Below are 18,746 nucleotides of genomic sequence, written 5' to 3' on the forward strand. Positions count from 1 at the left end.
CTGTGACGCTCCCTCATGCAAGCGGGCTTGGGCTCTTCCTCACTCCCTGCTAGGCGCACGCGATGACCCCGCTCGACAAGATCCGCAATTTCTCGATCATCGCCCATATCGATCATGGCAAGTCCACGCTTGCCGATCGCCTGATCCAGCGCACCGGCGGCCTCGCCGAGCGCGAGATGAGCGCGCAGGTGCTCGATAATATGGATATCGAGAAGGAGCGCGGCATCACGATCAAGGCGCAGACCGTGCGCCTCGACTGGAAGGGCCATGTCCTCAACCTGATGGACACGCCGGGCCATGTCGACTTCGCCTATGAGGTCAGCCGCAGCCTCGCCGCGTGCGAGGGCGCACTGCTGGTGGTGGATGCGGCGCAGGGCGTGGAGGCGCAGACGCTCGCCAACGTCTATCAGTCGATCGAGCATGATCATGAGATCGTGCCCGTCATCAACAAGATCGATCTGCCCGCCGCCGAGCCGGAGAAGGTCCGGCAGGAGATCGAGGATGTGATCGGCCTCGATGCCTCGCAGGCGATCATGGCCTCGGCCAAGTCGGGCATCGGCATCGACGACATTCTGGACGCGATCGTCGAGCGCATTCCGGCGCCGAAGGGCGATGCGACCGCGCCGCTGAAGGCGATGCTCGTCGACAGCTGGTATGACCCCTATCTGGGCGTCGTCATCCTCGTGCGCGTGATGGCGGGCGTGCTGAAGAAGGGGCAGGAAATCGCCTTCATGGCGGGCGGCACGCGCCATCTGGTGGACCGGGTCGGCTGTTTCCGCCCGAAGATCGAGCAACTGGCCGAACTGGGGCCGGGCGAGATCGGCTTCATCACCGCGCAGATCAAGGAAATCACCGAGACGCGCGTGGGCGACACGATCACCGACGCCAAGAAGCCCGCCGCCGAGCCGCTGCCGGGCTTCAAGGAAGTGCAGCCGGTGGTGTTCTGCGGCCTCTTCCCGACCGACGCGAACGATTTCGAGAAACTGCGCGAGAGCATCTCGAAGCTGCGCCTGAACGATGCCAGCTTCTCGTTCGAGATGGAGACGTCGGCCGCGCTCGGCTTCGGCTTCCGCTGCGGTTTCCTCGGCCTCTTGCACCTGGAGATCATCCAGGAGCGGCTGATGCGCGAATATGATCTGGACCTGATCACGACCGCGCCGTCGGTGGTCTATCACCTGCACCTCACGCATACGAAGAATGAGGATGCGAAGACGATCGAGCTGCACAATCCGGCGGACATGCCCGATCCCAACCGGATCGAGACGATCGAGGAGCCGTGGATCGAGGCGACCATCTATTGCCCGGATGAGTATCTCGGTTCGCTGCTGAAGCTGTGCCAGGACCGGCGCGGCATCCAGAAGAACCTGACCTATGTGGGCGGGCGCGCGCAGCTTGTTTACGAACTGCCGCTCAACGAAGTGGTGTTCGATTTCTACGATCGTCTGAAGTCGATCTCGCGCGGCTATGCGAGCTTCGATTATCACCAGATCGGCTATCGCGAGGGCGATCTCGTGAAGATGTCGATCCTCGTGAACGAGGAGCCGGTCGATGCGCTCAGCATGATCGTCCACCGCACCGGCGCCGAGGCGCGCGGCCGGGGCATGTGCGAGCGGCTGAAGGATCTGATCCCGCGGCATCTGTTCAAGATCCCGATCCAGGCGGCGATCGGCGGCAAGGTGATCGCGCGCGAGACGATCGCGGCAATGCGCAAGGACGTGACCGCCAAATGCTATGGCGGCGACGCGAGCCGCAAGCGCAAGCTTCTCGACAAGCAGAAGGAAGGCAAGAAGCGCATGCGGGAATATGGCTCGGTCCAGATCCCGCAGGAGGCCTTCATCGCGGCGCTGCGTATGGGCGACGAGGGGTAGGGGATCTTTCCCCGTCCTCCCCCGCCAGGGGGAGGTGTCAGGCTTTAGCCTGACGGAGGGGGAGGACGCGGGCGGGTCGCTAACCTCCCCCTCCGTCGCCTTCGGCGCCACCTCCCCCTGGCGGGGGAGGACGGGACGCTCGATCTATTCGTTAGGCGCCGCCCTCAGCGCGCCGAATTGGAAATGGTGTTGCCGGCGTTGCTGAGCGCGTGGCCGGTCGCGTCGGCGGCGTTGTCGATCGCGTTGCCGGCAGCGGTGGCGCCGTTGGCCAGCGCGTCGCCCGCATTGTTCAGCGCGGGCGTGGCGCTGTCGGCCGCATTGTCGGCGGTGCTGCTCAACTCGTTGAGATTGGCCTCGGTATCGTTGGCGGCCCCGTTCAGCGTGGCGCTCGCGGCATTCTCGGTCGACGAGCTGCAGGCGGCGAGGCCCAGCAGGGCGGTGACGGCGAGGGCGGCAAGCGGCTTGTTACGCATCTATAGTCTCCTGCGATGATGGCAGGTCGAACGAAGCGGGACCGAGGAGGTTTCACGTCCGGTCCGATCGATGCGGCGGGCGGAATTTGGGCGCGCTTCCCCTCGCTCTCCTCCAGTCATGCTGAACTCGTTTCAGCATCCATGACCTGACGGGCCGGCTTGGCTCGACGGTTCGGGTCATGGACCCTGAAACAAGTTCAGGGTGACGGTCTCCTTTGACCCTGAGCGGGCGCTTGCGATCCCGCGCACGCACAAAAAAACCGCCGGAGCAGCCCGCCTTTCGGCGAACGGCTCCGGCGGCCAGATCGGGGATATTAGAAGGAGACGGTGCCTTCGACGCCGAAGGTGCGCGGCATGTTAAAGTTGCCGTAGTCGCCCATGATGTTGCCGATGCTGCCGGTGGTCGCGCTCGTGGTCGGCGTGCCGGGCAGGCTGTTCGACGGATCACGACGATAGACGTAATCCTTGTCGAAGATGTTCCGGCCCCAGACGGAGACGGTCAGCTTCTGGCCGCCATCGCCCATCCGGATATCGGCCAGCGCGATGCGGCCGTTGAAGATGGTCGAGGAGTCGGCCTTCGTGGCGAACTGGTCGAAGGCCTGCGTGGCCTGCGCATAGTTGCCGTCGAAGTGGAAGCGCAGCTTGGCGCCCGCGCCGCCGACCGGCAGATCATAATCGATCGAGGCGTTGGCCGCGTTGCGCGGCGTGAACACGATGAAGAAGCGCTGGTTGACGGTCGTGGTGGCGCCACCGGTGCTCACCGTGATCGGGACCAGCGGGATCTTCGTGTAGGTGTAGGCATAGCCCGCATTCAGCGTCAGCCCGGCGAGCGGACGGACCGTCATGTCGACCTCGACGCCGCGGATCTTGGTCTTGCCGGGCGCATTGATCGTGACGAGATTGTTGAAGCTCGACGACCCCAGGAACTGGATGTTGCTGATGTCGACCTGGCTATCCTTGCGATCCATGATGTACGCCGCGACGTTCAGGCGCGCCTTGTGATCGAAGAAGTCGGTCTTGGCGCCGATTTCGTAGGACTTCACGTCCTCCGGATCGAACGCCTGATAGTTGATCGTGCGCGAGCTGGCGCCGCCGGCGCGGTAGCCGGTGGCATACTTCGCATAGAGATGGATGTTGTCCGTCGCGTCGAACGCCACGGTCGCCATCGGGTTGAAGCGGTTCCAGCTCTCGTCCAGCGGCTTGTAGCCGGCGTTCGTGGCGGCCGTCGGGTTCAGGGCGTAGGTGGTGCCGCGCGAGATGAGCAGCTGGCCCTTCTTCTTGTCGTTCGTGTAGCGGCCGCCGGCCGTGATGTGGATGCGGTCGGTCGCGTTCCAGGTGACCTGACCGTAAGCGGCGTAGCTCTTGGTCTTCACGGCCGAGGCGCGGTCGATATTGCGGCAGCCGAGCTCCGAGCCGAAGCCACCCGAACCGCGGCAGGAGTCGAGCACCAGATACTGGGCGACGCCGTTGACGAGGGCGACGCCGCTGGAGTTCGGCGTGGCGGCGTCATCCGTCACATGCTCGTTGAAGTAGAACAGGCCGGCGACATAATCGAAATTGCCGACCGAGCCGACCGCCTGCAGTTCCTGGCTGAACTGATCCTGGTGCAGCGAGGCGAGGCTGTAGCGGCTGAACTGGCAGGGCGAGGCGACGGTGCAGGCCGTGGTGAGGTTCACGACCGGCGGACGATGCGCGCCACCGGAGTTATCCCACTGGGTGACGTCCACGCCGCGCCATGCGGTGATCGCGCGCAGCTCGACCCAGTCGGCGGCCTTCCACTTCAGCTGGTTGGTGAAGCCATGCGTCTTGTCGACGCTGGGCTGCTGCGGCACGCCGATGTCGGCGGTGCGCATGCGCTTGTTGCCCTCGACCACGACGCCCGGAAGCGTCGGGCGCACGGTGCCCGTCAGCGTGGTGTAGGCGGTGCCGGGCAGGTAGCAGTTCGGCGCGGCGGACTGAGCGCCGGCGGCGCAGCCGTTCGGGTTGTAGTTCAGCAGCTGGCTGTAGAACGGACTGTTCTTGTCCTTGGCGTAATCGACCGAGAAATCGTCGGTAATGTCCAGCTCGGACGGCTTCCAGCGGACGGCGGCGCGGCCACCGACGCGGTCATAATAGCCCCAGCCGGTCTGGCCGGCCATCGGGTTCTTGGTGACGGCGCCCTGATACTGCTTGATCGCGTCGACCTTCAGCGCGAAATCGTGGAAGGCCGGCAGATCGATGTGGAGGTCGCCATTATAGGCGCCGAGATTGCCGATGCCGGCGGTCACGCGGCCGCCGAATTCGCCGGTCGGGGCCTTCGAGACGATGCTGAGCGCGCCGCCTTCGGTGTTACGACCGAAGAGGGTGCCCTGCGGACCCTTCAGGACTTCGATGCGCTCGATGTCGAACAGGCCGGCGTTCAGGCCGTGCTGACGGCCGAGATAGACGCCGTCGATGTAGATGCCGACGCCCTGTTCGCGGGCGGGCTGGTTGGCGTCGAGCGGCACGATGCCGCGGATGCCGATCGTGAGCGCCGACTGGCGGGCTTCGAAGGTGGCGACGCGGAGCGACGGCACCGAGCCGTCGGCCATGTCGTAGAGGCTCTGGATGTGGCGATCCTCGATCGCGGCCGCGTTCACGACGCTGATCGAGATCGGGGTCTGCTGGAGGTTCGTCTCACGCTTGGTCGCGGTCACGACGATGTCGCCGAGCGCCTGATCTTCCGCTGCCGGTGCTTCGGCCGGAGCCGCATCGGCCGCTGCCGCCATGGCGGGCATCGCCAGAAGAATCGTCCCGCCGAGCATGAGCCCCGAGCGGAATCCTGCGCCAAATCGCATGTGTAACCCCCATTTGAAATTTCGTGATTGTCGGGGCGCGCTCTAGGGAAGGCCGATGACGCTTATGTGACAAGCGGCCCCGAAGTGTGACAGGGGATGAACGATATTGCAGGGCGTGCCAGGGCGGCGGAGGGCGCTTATTTTCCTGTTCCGGGAAGGCATTGGGCGGCGAGCGAGCGGTGGAATCGGCGGCAATCCCAATAGGGTGCCGCCGTCTGGAGGATGCTGCTGCGGCGATAGAGGAAAGCCAGTGATCGCAACGCGATAGGCGTGATCGGGAAGGCGCGGGGAACCTCGTCCACACTGGTCCATCCCATCACGATGCAATCGGGTTTTCGAGTGCAGATGGTGAAGCCCAGCACGGCATAGCTGCCCGGATTGGCGGACGGATTCAGCTGCAGGATATACTGGCCTGCCTCCTCGTCCTTGAGGCGGACGACCGCGCCGTGCAGGGCCGATTCGGGCACGCCTGTAACGAAATGTTGCTGGAGCGGGGGCTGCGGGAGAGGCGCCCCGTCATCATCGCGCGGCACGAACGGCGCGGTGCCGGGGACGAGGCCGGCGAAAGCGGCGACTCGCGGATCGATCGACTCGCTGCCCCGTCCGGCCGCGACGAAACTGGCGGGCAGGCCCCAGCGGCCGGGCCAGCGATAGAAGATATGCGGCGCCACCACCGCGATCTTGGCCAGGCTCGGCCCCCAATAGGGCACGACATAATCGGCATGATAATGGGTGGCGGTGCCGACCTCTTTCACGACACGCCCGTCGAGCGCGTGGGCGGCGATCGCGGTGGCGCGCGCCCAGGCTGCGGGCGCGGGCGTGCGGGCGAGCGCGCCATCGCAGGTGAAGGTGAACTGGCAGCCGGTGTGCCGTTCCGATCCCTGGAACACGACGCCGCAGACCGTCTTCGGGAAGGCCGGGTGGCGCAGGCGATTGAGCACGACCTGTGCGACCGCCGCCTCGCCCGCAGGATCATCGCCGGCTTCGAAGAGGACGGCGGCGGCGAGGCAGGCGGTGGCGCGCGCCCGATCGGCCGGATCGCCCGCAAAGCGGAAGGGCGGGGCGGGGACGAGCCGGCCGGCGACAAGCGGCACGGTGGCGTTGAAGGCGCGGGCTTCGTCGGCACTCATGTCCGCATATTCGATCGGTTCGACCGGAGGCGGCGCGGTGGTGGGGACGATGCGCTTGCCCGGCAGGCTCCGCGCGATCGGCACCGGCTTGCGGGGGAGCGGGGCGGAGCTGCCGAAGCCGATGCTCAGCGCCACGATCGCGATCAGGATCGCCAGGCCGAGCAGCAGGAAGCCGCCGAGCGCCAGCCTGTCTACGCGCGTCGTCATGCGGGGCGGCTCATGTTTGGGAGGGATAAGCGGGCGCCGAGGCGGCCTCGGCCAGCGCGAGGATGGTGGCGGCGTGACGCGCGCCGAGGGCGTGCATGTCGGGTCCGTAGCCGCCGCCGAGCGTACTCGCGAGCGGGATGCCGCGGTGCAGCGCATGGTTCATCACCATCCGGTCGCGCGCCAGCAATCCTTCCGAAGACAAAGCGAGGCGGCCGAGTCGATCGTCGCCATGCGGATCGACGCCGGCTTGATAGAGCAGCAAATCCGCTGAAAATCTGTCGAGAACCTTGTTCAAGGTTTCGGAAAGAATTGCGAGATAGGTTTCGTCGCCGGTTCGGTCGGGAAGTGGGACGTCGAGCGATGACCGGGCCTTGCGGACAGGAAAATTTCTTTCGGCGTGGAGCGATACGGTGAAAATATCATCGCGCCCGGCCGTCAATACAGCCGTTCCGTCGCCCTGATGAACATCCAGATCCACAATGAGGATGCGCTGCGCATCGCCCTCGGCGATCAGCCGGTTGGCGGCGATGGCGAGATCGTTCAGCACGCAATAGCCCGCGCCCGTATCGGGCAGCGCATGATGGCTGCCGCCCGCGATATTGGCGGCATAGCCGTAATGGAGCGCGAGGCGTGCGGCGAGGAAGGTGCCGCCGACCGTGAGCTGCGAGCGGCGGGCGATGGCGGGCGTGACGGCATAGCCGATCCGGCGCTCCTTTTCGGGCGGCACGGACGCGGTGAGGACCTGTTCGGCATAGAGGGGATCGTGGACGGCGGCGATCCATTCGGCGGCCATCGGCTCCGGCGCATGGACCCGCATCGGCACGGCGCTTTCGCGCAAAGCCGCCAGCACGCACGCATATTTATCCGGCAAAAGCGCGCCGTTCTGGAAGCGCGGCACGAAATAGTCCGGATGGTGACAGATGTTGAGCGGAACGATCGCGTGCCTCTTTACTTGGACTGTTGGCGCGTACGATCCGCGCGCCGCCGGGCTGAACCCGCACGATCGGGGATGGTTGCGCGCTGCTCCTGTACAGCAGGTGCGGCATCGGCGAGAATAGAGAGATAGTATGGAAAGCGCCCCTGGCCTCGTGATCACCGGATCGCACGATCCGATCCTCGTGACGATCTCGCTGCTGATCGCGGTGGTGACGTCCTTCACCGCGCTGGATCTGGCCGGTCGCGTGCGCGCGGCGGACGGCTGGACGCGGCGGCTGTGGCTGGCCGCCGCCGCCGTGGCGATGGGCGGTGGCATCTGGGCGATGCATTTCGTGGCGATGCTCGCGCTCGTGATGCCGGGCATGGCGCTAAGCTACGATGTCGGGCTGACCCTGCTCTCGCTGCTGGTGGCGATCGGGGCGACGGGGATCGCCTTCGTCGCGCGGGATCGTCTGGGCATCCGATATGGCGGGCTGGTCCTCGCCGGCCTGTTGATGGGCGGCGGCGTTGCTGCGATGCACTATATCGGCATGGCCGCGATGCGGATGGAGATGAGCCTGCGTTACGATCCCCCGCTGGTGATCCTGTCGGTTCTCATCGCGGTGGGCGCGGCATCGGCGGCGCTCTGGCTGTCGGACCGGCGCAGCGCGCTGTATGAGCGGATCGGGGCGGCGCTGCTGATGGGCGTCTCGATCGCGGGCATGCATTATACCGGCATGGCCGCCGCGACGTTCGTGGCGGCGCCCTCGATGGCGATGAAGATCGGGGTGCCCGGCGTCGGCCAGCCCGGCCTCGCTCTGTCCGTATCGGCGGCGGCTTTCCTGATCCTGTTCATGGCGCTGGTGGCGGCGATGTTCGACCGGCGGTTCGTCTCGATGGCCGAGCGCGAGGCGGATGCGCTGCGCGAGAGCGAGGAGCGCTTCCGCACGCTGTATCTCGGCACGCCGCTGCCGCTCCATTCGCTCGACGAACAGGGCAATATCGAGCGCGTCAGCGACATGTGGCTCCAGCTGATGGGTTATACGGCGGACGAGGTGATCGGCCGGCCCTTCATCAATTTCATGACGGAGGCGTCCGCGCGCCAGCGGCGGCTGCAGGATTGGCCGGAGCTGCTGGAGAAGGGCGAACTCAGCCCGCGTGAATATCGCATCGTCACCAAGGAAGGGCGCTTCCTCGATATCGTCTGCACGGCCCGCGTCGAATATGACGCGAACGGGAATGTGCGCCACGTTCTGGGCGGCATCACCGACGTGACCGAGCGCAAGCGCGCCGAAGAGGCGCTGCGGCAGGCGCAGAAGATCGAGGCGATCGGCCAGCTCACGGGCGGCGTCGCCCATGATTTCAACAATCTGCTGGCCGTCATCACCGGCAATCTGGAGTTGCTGCAAAAGCGGACGGACGGCGATCCGCGCGCCGCCCGGCATGTCGCGAGCGCGCTGGAGGGCGCGCATCGCGGCGCCGCGCTGACGCAGCGCCTGCTGGCCTTCGCGCGCCGGCAGGATTTGCGGCCGGAGCCGGTCGACGTGCCCGAACTGGTGCGTGGCATGACGGACATGCTCCAGCGGTCGCTCGGGCCGATGGTGCGGGTGGAGACGCATTTTCCGCTGCGCCTGCCCACCGCCAAGGTGGACGCGCACCAGCTGGAAATGGCGTTGCTCAATCTGGCGGTGAATGCGCGCGACGCGATGCCGGACGGCGGCCTGCTGGACATCACGGCGTCCGAGGAACTCGCGCCGGGCGGCGAAAACGGTCTGGTCGCGGGCCGCTACGTCAAGCTGACGCTGGCGGACAGCGGCCAGGGGATGGATGCCGAGACGCTGGCGCGCGCGGTGGATCCCTTCTTCACCACGAAGGGCGTCGGCAAGGGGACCGGGCTGGGCCTGTCGATGGTGCAGGGGCTGGCCGCGCAATCGGGCGGGCGCCTGCTGCTCAAGAGCAAGGTGGGGCAGGGCACCGTCGCCTCGCTTTACCTGCCCGTGGCGACCGATGCCGTGGCGACGGCCGCCCCGCCCGAGGAAGAGGGCGAGGTTCCGCCGATGCCCGCGCTCACCATCCTCGTGGTGGATGACGATCCGCTGGTGCTGGGCAATACGGTCGCGCTGCTGGAAGATCTAGGCCACCGGGTCATCACCGCCTCGTCGGGACCGGAGGCGCTGGACCGGCTGACCTTCGACGCGGCGCCGGACATGATCGTCACCGACCAGCTAATGCCGGGCATGACCGGGATGGAACTGATCAAGCGGATCGAGGTGGAGCGACCCGGCCTGCCGGTGCTGCTGGTGAGCGGCTATGCCGACATGGCGCCGTCGATGGCGCCGCACGTCCACTTTCTCTCCAAACCCTTCACGCAGCGCCTGCTGGCGCGTGCGGTCCGGCTGGCGGCGGGATCGGCCGAGGTGATCCCGCTGCGTCGACGCAGGGCGCGACCGAGCAAGATCTGACGATCGGGCATCACGGCACCAGGATCGTGTCCTTCGCCTCCGGCAGCATCTCCGGATAATCGAGCGTGTAGTGGAGCCCGCGGCTTTCCTTGCGGTGGAGCGCGGAGCGGACGATCAGGTCGGCCACGTCGACGAGGTTGCGCAGCTCGATCAGGTCGGCCGTCACGCGATAATTGCCGTAATAATCGGCGACTTCGTGGCGCAGCATGTCGACGCGGTGCTTGGCGCGTTCCAGCCGCTTGGTGGTGCGGACGATGCCGACATAATCCCACATGAAGCGGCGGATCTCGCGCCAGTTGTGCTGGACGACGACGTCCTCGTCGGCCTCCGACACGCGGCTTTCGTCCCACGCGCGGATCGGCGGCGGGGCCGGGAAGCGATCCCACTGCGCGAGGATGTCGCGCGCGGCCGCCTCACCGAAGACGAGGCATTCGAGCAGCGAATTGCTGGCGAGGCGGTTCGCGCCGTGCAGGCCGGACTGGGTGCATTCGCCCGCCGCATAGAGGCCGGGCAGATCGGTGCGGCCGTCGAGGTCCACGACGATGCCGCCGCAGGTGTAATGCTGGGCGGGGACGACCGGGATCGGCTCGCGCGTCATGTCGATGCCGAGCGAGATCAGCCGCGCGTCGATATTGGGGAAATGCTCGCGGATGAAGGCCGAGGGCATGTGGCTGATATCAAGATGCACGTAATCGAGGCCGAAGCGCTTGATCTCGTGATCGATCGCGCGGGCGACGATATCGCGCGGGGCCAGCTCCGCGCGGGGATCGAAATCGGGCATGAAGCGGTGGCCGCCATTGGGCACGCCCGGCGGCAGCTTCAGGTGGCCGCCTTCGCCCCGCACCGCCTCTGTGATCAGGAAGTTCTTCACGTCCAGATTCCATAGGCAGGTCGGATGGAATTGCATGAATTCCATATTCGAGACGCGGCAGCCCGCGCGCCACGCCATCGCGATGCCGTCGCCGGTGGCACCCCGGGGCGCGGTGGAATAGAGATAGGTACGGCCGGCGCCGCCGGTGGCGAGGATCGTGGCGCGCGCGGTGAAGAGCTCCACCCGGCCCGTCTCGCGATCCAGCGCATAGACGCCCCAGACATGGCCCTCGGCCGAATAGCGTTCGCCGTGGCGGCCGGTGACGAGATCGACGGCGGCATGATTGGCGACGAGCGTGATGTTCGGATGTGCGGTGGCGGCGGCCTCCAGCGAGCGCTGGACGGCGGCGCCGGTGGCGTCATCCACATGGACGATGCGACGGTGGCTGTGCCCGCCCTCGCGCGTGAGATGCAGCGCGCCATGATCGACGGTGAAGGGGACGCCGAGCCTGGCGAGCCGCTCGATCGCGATCGGCGCGTTCTCGACCACATATTCCACGGTACGGCGATCGTTCAGGCCCGCGCCCGCGACCATCGTATCCTCGATATGGCTTTCGAACGTGTCGCCTTCTTCCAGCACGGCGGCGATGCCGCCCTGTGCCCAGGCGGTGGAGCCTTCGGACAGCCCGCCCTTGGCGAGAACGCCTACCCTGACGTGATCCGCAAGATGGAGGGCGGCGGTGAGCCCGGCCGCGCCGGAACCGACGATGAGAACGTCGAAATCGTGAGGAACGCTCAACCCGGAACCCTCTTCTGTCTTCCCGGAAGAGTGAGCCGCTAGGCCTGCCGAAGGCCGGTTGCAAGCCGTGCATGTGGGGAACAAGCGGTTCGCCGCGCGTTCCATGTCACAGGACGCGGTTTCGTCGCGGAGTCAGCGGGTGTTCAAGCGCCCCGTTCCGGGATGGTCCCGACCAGCAGAGTGAGCGTGAGCATGACACCGGCCGACACCAGACAGAGACAGCATTATTGGGACGTGACGCGCGCGTTCCTGATGCTGCTCGGCCTGCCTTATCATGTGGCGATGCTCTACCATCCGGGCGGCTGGATCGTCGCGGTGGATCAGGAATCGGGCGCGCTGGGCTGGCTGGCCGCCTTCATCCATCTGTTCCGCATGCCGGCCTTCTTCGTGGTGGCGGGCTATTTCGCGGCTTTGCTGCTGGCGCGCCGCCCCGCTCTGCCGTGGCTGGGATCGCGCGCCTTCCGGCTGGGCATCCCGCTCGTCACCAGTCTGTTCGTTCTGGTGCCGGTGCTGAACATGCTGGGCGAGCTTTCGGGGCGCGGCGTGCATGCGGCCTTCGCCGAATGGCGATACCAGACGGCGACCTCGGGCGGCTATTGGGTGCGCCATCTCTGGTTCTTGATCGTGCTGCTCTATCTGAGCGCCCTGGGGGCGGGCGCGGTCGCCCTGTTTCCGGCGCTCGGCCGCTGGCGGCTTTCGGCCGGGTGGGATGATCGCATGGCGCGTGCTTTGCCGCTGACCTTGCTCGTCATCGGCGCGGCGATCGGCCTGTTCGAGGGCGCCGCGATCGAGCTGTTCTACAAGGCCGGGCTCAACACCAATCTGATCCAGGAGATCTTGCGTCTCGACGATCTGATCGGCTTTGCGCCTTATTTCCTGCTGGGCGCCTTTCTCCAGCGCAGCCCGCAGCTGACGGAGGCGCTCGGGCGGCCTTCGCCGACGATCATCGCCGCCACGGTCGGCCTGGTCGCGGTCAGCCTGCTGTATTCGGAGAAAGTCTGGCCGCCGCTCGGTCGCTTCCTCGTCACGCTGACGGCGGTGGCGCTCACGCAGGTGACCGTGTCGCTGGCGCGGGCGCTGTTCGATCGGCCGAGCCGGATCGTGCAGAATCTCGTGGCGGGATCGTTCGTGATCTATCTGTTCCACATGCCGATCCTGATCGGCCTTTACGATGTGGTGAAGCGGATCGGCCTGCAGCCCGGCATCGGCTTCGCGGTCATTCTCGCGCTGACCTTCGCGCTGTCGTGGGGCATGTGGCTGCTGGTGCGGCGCACGCCCGCGCTGAACCTGCTCTTCAACGGGATCGCGCCGGGGGCGGAGCCGGTCCGCCCCAAGGCGCAGGTGGCGAAGGTGACGGCGAACCGCCCTTGCTGAGAATGGCTTGAGCCTGAACCGTCCTTGCGACCCCGCTCAAGGCCGGGGTCGCCATGACGCGTGTTATGCGGCCGGATCGCGGGTGAGGTTCAGGAAGATATCTTCCAGATCGGCTTCGTGCGTGGAGACATCGACCACGCCGAGGCCGGCTTCCTGCAGCGCGGTCAGCACGTCGCCCGCATTCACCTTGTCCTTCGAATAGGTGATCTTCAGCGTGCGCTCGCCCATGATCTGGGTGCGCTCGAAGCAGGGGGCCTGCGGCAGCTCGACCAGATCGCGATCGACGATCACGGTGACGGCCTTTTCCTGTGCGAGCTGGAGCAGCTGGCGCGTCGGCTGGTTGGTGACGACGCGGCCGTGATTGATGATCGCGATGCGATCGCACAATTCCTCGGCCTCCTCCAGATAATGGGTGGTGAGGATCACGGTCGTGCCGCGCTCGTTCAGTTCACGCACATAGGCCCAGAGCTGCTGGCGCAGCTCGACATCCACGCCGGCGGTCGGCTCGTCCAGCACCAGCACGGGCGGATTGTGGACGAGCGCCTTGGCGACGAGCAGGCGCCGCTTCATGCCGCCCGAAAGCGTGCGGGCATAGGCGTTGGCCTTGTCCTCCAGATGCACCGCGCGCAGCAGTTCCATCGTGCGGCGCTGGCCCTTGGGCACGCCATAGAGGCCGGCATAGATTTCCAGCATCTCGAACGGCGTGAAGAAGGGATCGAACACGATCTCCTGCGGCACGATGCCGATCGAGGCCTTGGCGTTGCGCGGATGCGCGTCGATGTCGAAGCCCCAGATCGAGGCGCTGCCCGACGTCTTGGTGACGAGCCCGGCGAGAATGTTGATCGTGGTCGATTTGCCGGCGCCATTGGGGCCGAGCAGACCGAAGATGCTGCCGCGCGGCACGTCCAGCGTCACGTCGGTGAGCGCCTGCTTGCCGCCCTTGTACGTCTTGCTGAGGCCCTGGATCGAAATGGCTGCGTCGCTCATGGCGCGCGCCATAGAAGCAGCCGCGCGCGCGGGCAATTGCCCTTGGCCGGGCAGTTCGCTATCGAGCGCAACCATGCTGCCCGCACCCGAAACCACCAAGGTCCACAGCCACCGCGTCGCCTGTGACGGCGCCACCGAGATTCCGGGGGGCGCGGCGCTTGGCCATCCGCGCGTCTTCCTCGAAATCGACGAGAAGGGCTTCGTGGATTGCGGCTATTGCGATCGGCGCTTCATCCTCGAGGGCGGCCCCGCCGACCATTGAGTCGCGGGTGGCCCGTGGCCGCCCGCATGACCCGGCCTTCCGGCCAATCCTGACAGGCCCCGATCGGGGCGAGGCGCGCACCGCAGCGGTGACGCGCCTTTTCCATATGCGGCATCGATCCATTCCGTAATTCTTTTATGGAACGGTATTGGAGTGCTTTTGGAATCGTCAAAGTCGTGTTAACCATCTGTTGCCGGCCATTTCTGGCAGGCCTTTGGTTCGTAGGCTTTGGGGGTGTACATGGTTGCGTGGAAGGTTTTGCCGCTTCTGGCGGTGCTTGTCGCCGCGTGCCCGGCGGAGGCGACGGTCACGTTCGACGTGGCCCGCACGTCGTTTCAGGTGCGCGCCGGCGCCGGCGCGCTGGACACGATCCGGACGTCGAACGATCAGTTGCTCAATCTCGGGACAGACACGCAGACCACCGCATCCTCCGATCTGACGGAGGAGCGTTTTCTCGCACAGGTGAAAACGTCAGCCGCGGGGGCCATCAGTTTCGATCGCCCGGACAGTGCCGATTTCTTTCTGAGAACGCAGGTCGTCACGGATGCGCTGGCGTCTCAACCCGCAACGCATGGCTTGGCGAGCGCGAGCGCCTATTACCGCTTTTCGATCGATACGGAATCGACCCTGTCGTTCACGCTCTTCTCGGCGCTGGCGAACACGAGCGCGGCGACCAATCTGACGCTGGGCCTGTTTGGGCTCGATGCTTTCGGACGGACGGAAACCACGTATCGGGACGGCTTCGTCTCCGGCACCGTGAATGCGGTCTATACGCTGCAGCCGGGTGACTACAGCCTGATGATCGCGGCATTTTCGGAGGACAGCACGCCGGAGAACGCCCCGGTTGCGACGGGGGCCAGCCGCAGCGCGGGCGCCAATCTGTCGCTGACGATCTCGTCACCGCCACCGCCGACCTCGCCGGTGCCCGAGCCCGCGACCTGGGCGACGATGCTCGTCGGCTTCGGCGCGATCGGCGCGGTGCGCCGGCGTACGCGGCGGATCGCGCAGAAGGTCGCTTAACGCGGCCGGGCGGAGCGCCTATATCCGTGGCATGACCCATGCCGCAGACCCCCGCCGCTTCCTTTATCGCGATCTCGATCCGGAGACGGCGATCCGGCTGACGGGCGATGCGCTCCGCAATTGCGACGACGGCGAACTCTATCTCCAATATATCGCCAGCGAGAGCTTCGGCTTCGACGACGGGCGGCTGAAGACGGCGGATTTCAACACGCAGGGCGGCTTCGGCCTGCGCGGGCTTTCCGGCGAGACGACCGCCTTCGCGCATGCCAACGACGTGAGCGAGGCGGCGATCCGCCGCGCGGCCGAGACGATGACGCTGCTGGATCCGACCAAGGCGGGCCTCGCGCCGGCGCCGCGCAAGACCAACGCCGCGCTCTATACGGGCGAGGATCCGCTGTCGGCGATCCCGTTCGCGCGCAAGGTGGCGCTGTGCCAGCAGATCGATGCGGCGGCGCGCGCGCGCGATCCGCGCATCGTGCAGGCGACCGTCGGCCTGTCGGGATCGTGGAGCGTCGTCGAGATCGTGCGCGCGGACGGCTTCGTCGCGACCGACGTGCGGCCGCTGGTGCGCCTGAACGTCAGCCTCGTGGTCGAGCAGAATGGGCGGCGGGAGACGGGCTTCTTCGGGCTGGGTGGCCGCTATCTCTATGACCGGCTGTTCGAGCCGGCGACGTGGAACCGCGCGATCGACGAGGCGCTGCGGCAGGCGATCGTCAATCTGGACAGCGTGCCGGCCCCGGCGGGCGAGATGACGGTGGTGTGCGGGCCGGGCTGGCCGGGCGTGCTGCTGCACGAGGCGGTCGGCCACGGGCTGGAGGGCGATTTCAACCGCAAGGGCTCCTCCGCCTTCGCGGGCCGCATCGGCGAGCGCGTGGCGGCGCCGGGCGTGACGGTGGTGGACGACGGATCGATCGCGGACCGGCGCGGCAGCCTCACCATCGACGACGAGGGCACGCCGACGCAGACCAACGTGCTGATCGAGGACGGCATCCTGAAGGGCTATATCCAGGACCGGCTCAATGCGCGGCTGATGGGCGTGGCGCCCACCGGCAATGGCCGCCGCGAGAGCTTCGCCCACGCGCCGATGCCGCGCATGACCAACACCTTCATGCATGGCGGCAAGGACGATCCGGCCGAGATCCTCAGCCGCGTGAAGAACGGCATCTATGCGCGCAGCTTCGGCGGCGGGCAGGTGGACATCACCAGCGGCAAGTTCGTCTTTTCCTGCACCGAGGCCTATCGCATCGAGAACGGCAAGCTCGGCGCGCCGATCAAGGGCGCGACCCTGATCGGTGACGGGCCGACCGTGCTGACCAAGGTGGCCGCGATCGGCAACGACATGGCGCTGGACGAAGGCGTCGGCATCTGCGGCAAGGGCGGGCAGTCCGTGCCGGCGGGCGTCGGCCAGCCGACCCTGCTGATCGAGGGCCTGACGGTGGGCGGCACCGCCGCCTGAGGCGGTCTTCGGCCGCACGTCTTTCCCCGCCATCCTGACCACGTTTCAGGATCCATGAGGTAACCTATCTGCACGCGACCCGCCTGAGGCGGTGTCGGTCGATGGATCCTGACGCGCATTCAGGGTGGCGGTGAAACGCGGTTTCGCGGAACCGTTTTCGCGTCTTCCGGTTGTTTCCCGGCGTCATCCGGCTGCCCTCCCGTCGTCACATCCGCGTAACGACGATGCACGCTTTTTGTGCATTCCTTCAAACTTGCCTAAGCTTCGGGCTGATTTCAGGCGATTCCTGCGCGCTGAACGGGCTGACCGCCTTCCTGCTCTGGCTTATTGTGGCTGGCACGCTTTTTGCGTCGTGATTTTCCACAATAGGCAGGGAGGCCCGATGAAACTCGTCATTGCCATCATAAAGCCGTTCAAGCTCGACGAGGTGCGCGAGGCTCTGTCCGCGCTCGGCGTCCAGGGCATGACGGTCACGGAGGTCAAGGGGTTCGGCCGTCAGAAGGGCCAGACCGAGATCTATCGTGGTGCCGAGTACAGCACCAACATGGTGCCGAAGATCAAGGTGGAGGTGGCCTGCGCGGCCGAACTCGCGCCGCGGGTCGTGGAGGCGATCCAGCAGGCGGCCAACACCGGCGCCATCGGCGACGGCAAGATCTTCGTGCTCGATCTCGGCCAGGTGGTGCGCATCCGCACCGGCGAGACCGACGAGACGGCTCTCTGAGAGCGAAGGGGGACACATGAAGCTTATCAACAAGATCGGAGGCATGGCCGCGACTGCGGGCATCGCCGCCTTCGCCGCGCTTCCCGCCTGGGCGCAGGATGCCGCCGCGACCCCGGCGCCGACCGTCAACAAGGGCGACACCGCCTGGATGATGGTTTCGACGCTGCTCGTTCTCATGATGATCGTGCCGGGCCTCGCCCTGTTCTACGGCGGCCTCACGCGATCGAAAAACATGCTCTCGACGATGACGCAGGTGGGCGCCGTCGCCTGCTTCGCGATGCTCATCTGGGTGATGTGGGGTTATACCGAGGCCTTCGGTGACGGCGGCAACGGCTTCATCGCCGGCTTCGGCAAGCTCTTCCTGAAGGGCATCACGCCGGATTCGACCGCCGCGACCTTCACGCCCGGCGTCGCCATTCCCGAATATGTGTTCATCTGCTTCCAGATGACCTTCGCCGCGATCACCGTGGCGCTGGTGCTGGGTTCGGTGGTCGAGCGCATGAAGTTCTCGGCCGTGATGGTGTTCGCGCTCGTGTGGCTCACGATCGTTTATTTCCCGGTCGCGCACATGGTGTGGGCGTCGAACGGCATCTTCTTCACGATGGGCGCGCTGGATTTCGCCGGCGGCACCGTCGTCCATATCAATGCGGGCGTCTCGGCGCTGGTCGCGTCGATCATCCTGGGCAAGCGCATCGGCTATCCGGGCACCCCGATGCCGCCGCACTCGCTGACGCTGACCGGCGTCGGCACTGGCCTGCTGTGGGTGGGCTGGTTCGGCTTCAACGCGGGCTCCGCGCTGGAAGCGAACGGCTCGGCCGCTCTCGCCATGATCAACACGTTCGTCGCCACCGCCTCGGCGGGCCTGTTCTGGATGCTCGCGGAGCGTCTGGTCGGCCACAAGGGTTCGGCGCTGGGCTTCTGCTCGGGTATCGTCGCCGGTCTCGTCGCCGTCACGCCGGCCGCGGGCAATTCCGGTCCGTTCGGCGCGATCGTGCTGGGTGCGGTCGCTTCGATCATCTGCTTCTTCGCGGTGTCGAAGCTCAAGCCGATGCTCGGTTATGACGACGCGCTCGATGCCTTCGGCGTTCATGGCATCGGCGGCATGATCGGCGCGATCGGCACCGGCATCGTCTATGCCCCGTCGCTCGGCGGGCCGGGCAAGCCGGACTTCAACATGTCGCACCAGCTGATCGTACAGATCGAAGCCGTCGTCACCACGATCGTGTGGGCGACGATCGGCACGATCATCGCGATCTTCATCGCCAAGGCCCTGACCGGCCTGCGCGTCTCCCCCGAAGTCGAGCAGGAAGGCCTCGATCTCGGCGAGCATGGCGAGCGCGCCTACAATTGATGACGGAGGCGGGGCGGCCCGCGAGAAGGCCGCCCCGCCCCGAGAGTTCGGGATGGTCATGCCATCCCTCCCGACGTTCCTCCTGCGAACGTACT

General features: G+C 66.4%; 14 protein-coding genes. 8 read left to right on the forward strand and 6 right to left on the reverse strand.

Going from position 1 to position 18,746, the window contains the following annotated elements:
* Positions 1-62 precede the first annotated feature (62 nt).
* Positions 63-1,868 carry a translation elongation factor 4 gene (gene lepA / locus HL653_RS13080; RefSeq protein WP_171744898.1) on the forward strand — a complete coding sequence of 602 codons (1,806 nt, stop codon included), beginning with the start codon at positions 63-65 and terminating at the stop codon, positions 1,866-1,868.
* A gap of 164 nt (positions 1,869-2,032) precedes the next feature.
* Here the strand turns inward: lepA and HL653_RS13085 are convergent, their stop codons facing one another.
* The 4 genes from HL653_RS13085 to HL653_RS13100 all read right to left on the reverse strand — a co-directional run bounded on the left by HL653_RS13085 (position 2,033) and on the right by HL653_RS13100 (position 7,392).
* Entirely contained in the window at positions 2,033-2,341 is a 309-nt protein-coding gene (locus tag HL653_RS13085) for a hypothetical protein (protein ID WP_216599864.1), read from the reverse strand.
* Between the two features lie 314 nt (positions 2,342-2,655).
* Positions 2,656-5,157 (reverse strand): TonB-dependent receptor, encoded by a 2,502-nt coding sequence (locus HL653_RS13090; RefSeq protein ID WP_171744899.1) that lies wholly within the window; start codon positions 5,155-5,157, stop codon positions 2,656-2,658.
* Between the two features lie 137 nt (positions 5,158-5,294).
* Positions 5,295-6,494, reverse strand: a complete 1,200-nt coding sequence (locus HL653_RS13095) for a cell wall hydrolase (protein WP_171744900.1) — start codon at positions 6,492-6,494, stop codon at positions 5,295-5,297.
* A gap of 10 nt (positions 6,495-6,504) precedes the next feature.
* The gene (locus HL653_RS13100) at positions 6,505-7,392 is read right to left on the reverse strand and encodes a histone deacetylase (protein WP_216600061.1); all 888 of its coding nucleotides are present in this window, start codon (positions 7,390-7,392) and stop codon (positions 6,505-6,507) included.
* Between the two features lie 169 nt (positions 7,393-7,561).
* Here HL653_RS13100 and HL653_RS13105 point away from each other — a divergent pair, with 169 nt between their 5' ends.
* Entirely contained in the window at positions 7,562-9,871 is a 2,310-nt protein-coding gene (locus HL653_RS13105; RefSeq protein WP_253716839.1) for an MHYT domain-containing protein, read from the forward strand.
* A 10-nt stretch (positions 9,872-9,881) separates the two neighbouring features.
* Here the strand turns inward: HL653_RS13105 and nadB are convergent, their stop codons facing one another.
* Positions 9,882-11,480, reverse strand: a complete 1,599-nt coding sequence (gene nadB, locus HL653_RS13110; RefSeq protein ID WP_253716841.1) for an L-aspartate oxidase — start codon at positions 11,478-11,480, stop codon at positions 9,882-9,884.
* A gap of 192 nt (positions 11,481-11,672) precedes the next feature.
* On the opposite strand from nadB, the gene HL653_RS13115 reads away from it, so the two are divergent.
* On the forward strand, positions 11,673-12,854 hold the full coding sequence (locus HL653_RS13115) for an acyltransferase family protein (protein ID WP_253718064.1): 1,182 nt from the start codon (positions 11,673-11,675) through the stop codon (positions 12,852-12,854).
* A gap of 63 nt (positions 12,855-12,917) precedes the next feature.
* On the opposite strand, the gene HL653_RS13120 is transcribed toward HL653_RS13115, so the two are convergent.
* A complete protein-coding gene (locus HL653_RS13120) occupies positions 12,918-13,841 on the reverse strand; it encodes an ABC transporter ATP-binding protein (protein ID WP_171744903.1) in 924 nt (307 codons plus the stop codon).
* Positions 13,842-13,914: 73 nt separating this feature from the next.
* Here HL653_RS13120 and HL653_RS13125 point away from each other — a divergent pair, with 73 nt between their 5' ends.
* From HL653_RS13125 to HL653_RS13145, 5 genes are all read left to right on the forward strand, one after another.
* Entirely contained in the window at positions 13,915-14,103 is a 189-nt protein-coding gene (locus HL653_RS13125; RefSeq protein ID WP_171744904.1) for a zinc-finger domain-containing protein, read from the forward strand.
* A 240-nt stretch (positions 14,104-14,343) separates the two neighbouring features.
* Entirely contained in the window at positions 14,344-15,123 is a 780-nt protein-coding gene (locus HL653_RS13130; RefSeq protein ID WP_171744905.1) for a PEPxxWA-CTERM sorting domain-containing protein, read from the forward strand.
* 31 nt (positions 15,124-15,154) lie between these two features.
* Positions 15,155-16,579: a metalloprotease TldD gene (gene tldD / locus HL653_RS13135; protein ID WP_171744906.1), complete on the forward strand. Its 1,425-nt coding sequence runs from the start codon at positions 15,155-15,157 to the stop codon at positions 16,577-16,579.
* Positions 16,580-16,961: 382 nt separating this feature from the next.
* The gene (locus HL653_RS13140) at positions 16,962-17,300 is read left to right on the forward strand and encodes a P-II family nitrogen regulator (RefSeq protein ID WP_171744907.1); all 339 of its coding nucleotides are present in this window, start codon (positions 16,962-16,964) and stop codon (positions 17,298-17,300) included.
* Between the two features lie 16 nt (positions 17,301-17,316).
* Positions 17,317-18,651, forward strand: a complete 1,335-nt coding sequence (locus HL653_RS13145; protein ID WP_171744908.1) for an ammonium transporter — start codon at positions 17,317-17,319, stop codon at positions 18,649-18,651.
* The last annotated feature ends 95 nt before the right edge of the window (positions 18,652-18,746 follow it).

This window comes from Sphingomonas sp. AP4-R1 (assembly GCF_013113735.1).
GTDB lineage: Bacteria > Pseudomonadota > Alphaproteobacteria > Sphingomonadales > Sphingomonadaceae > Sphingomonas_I.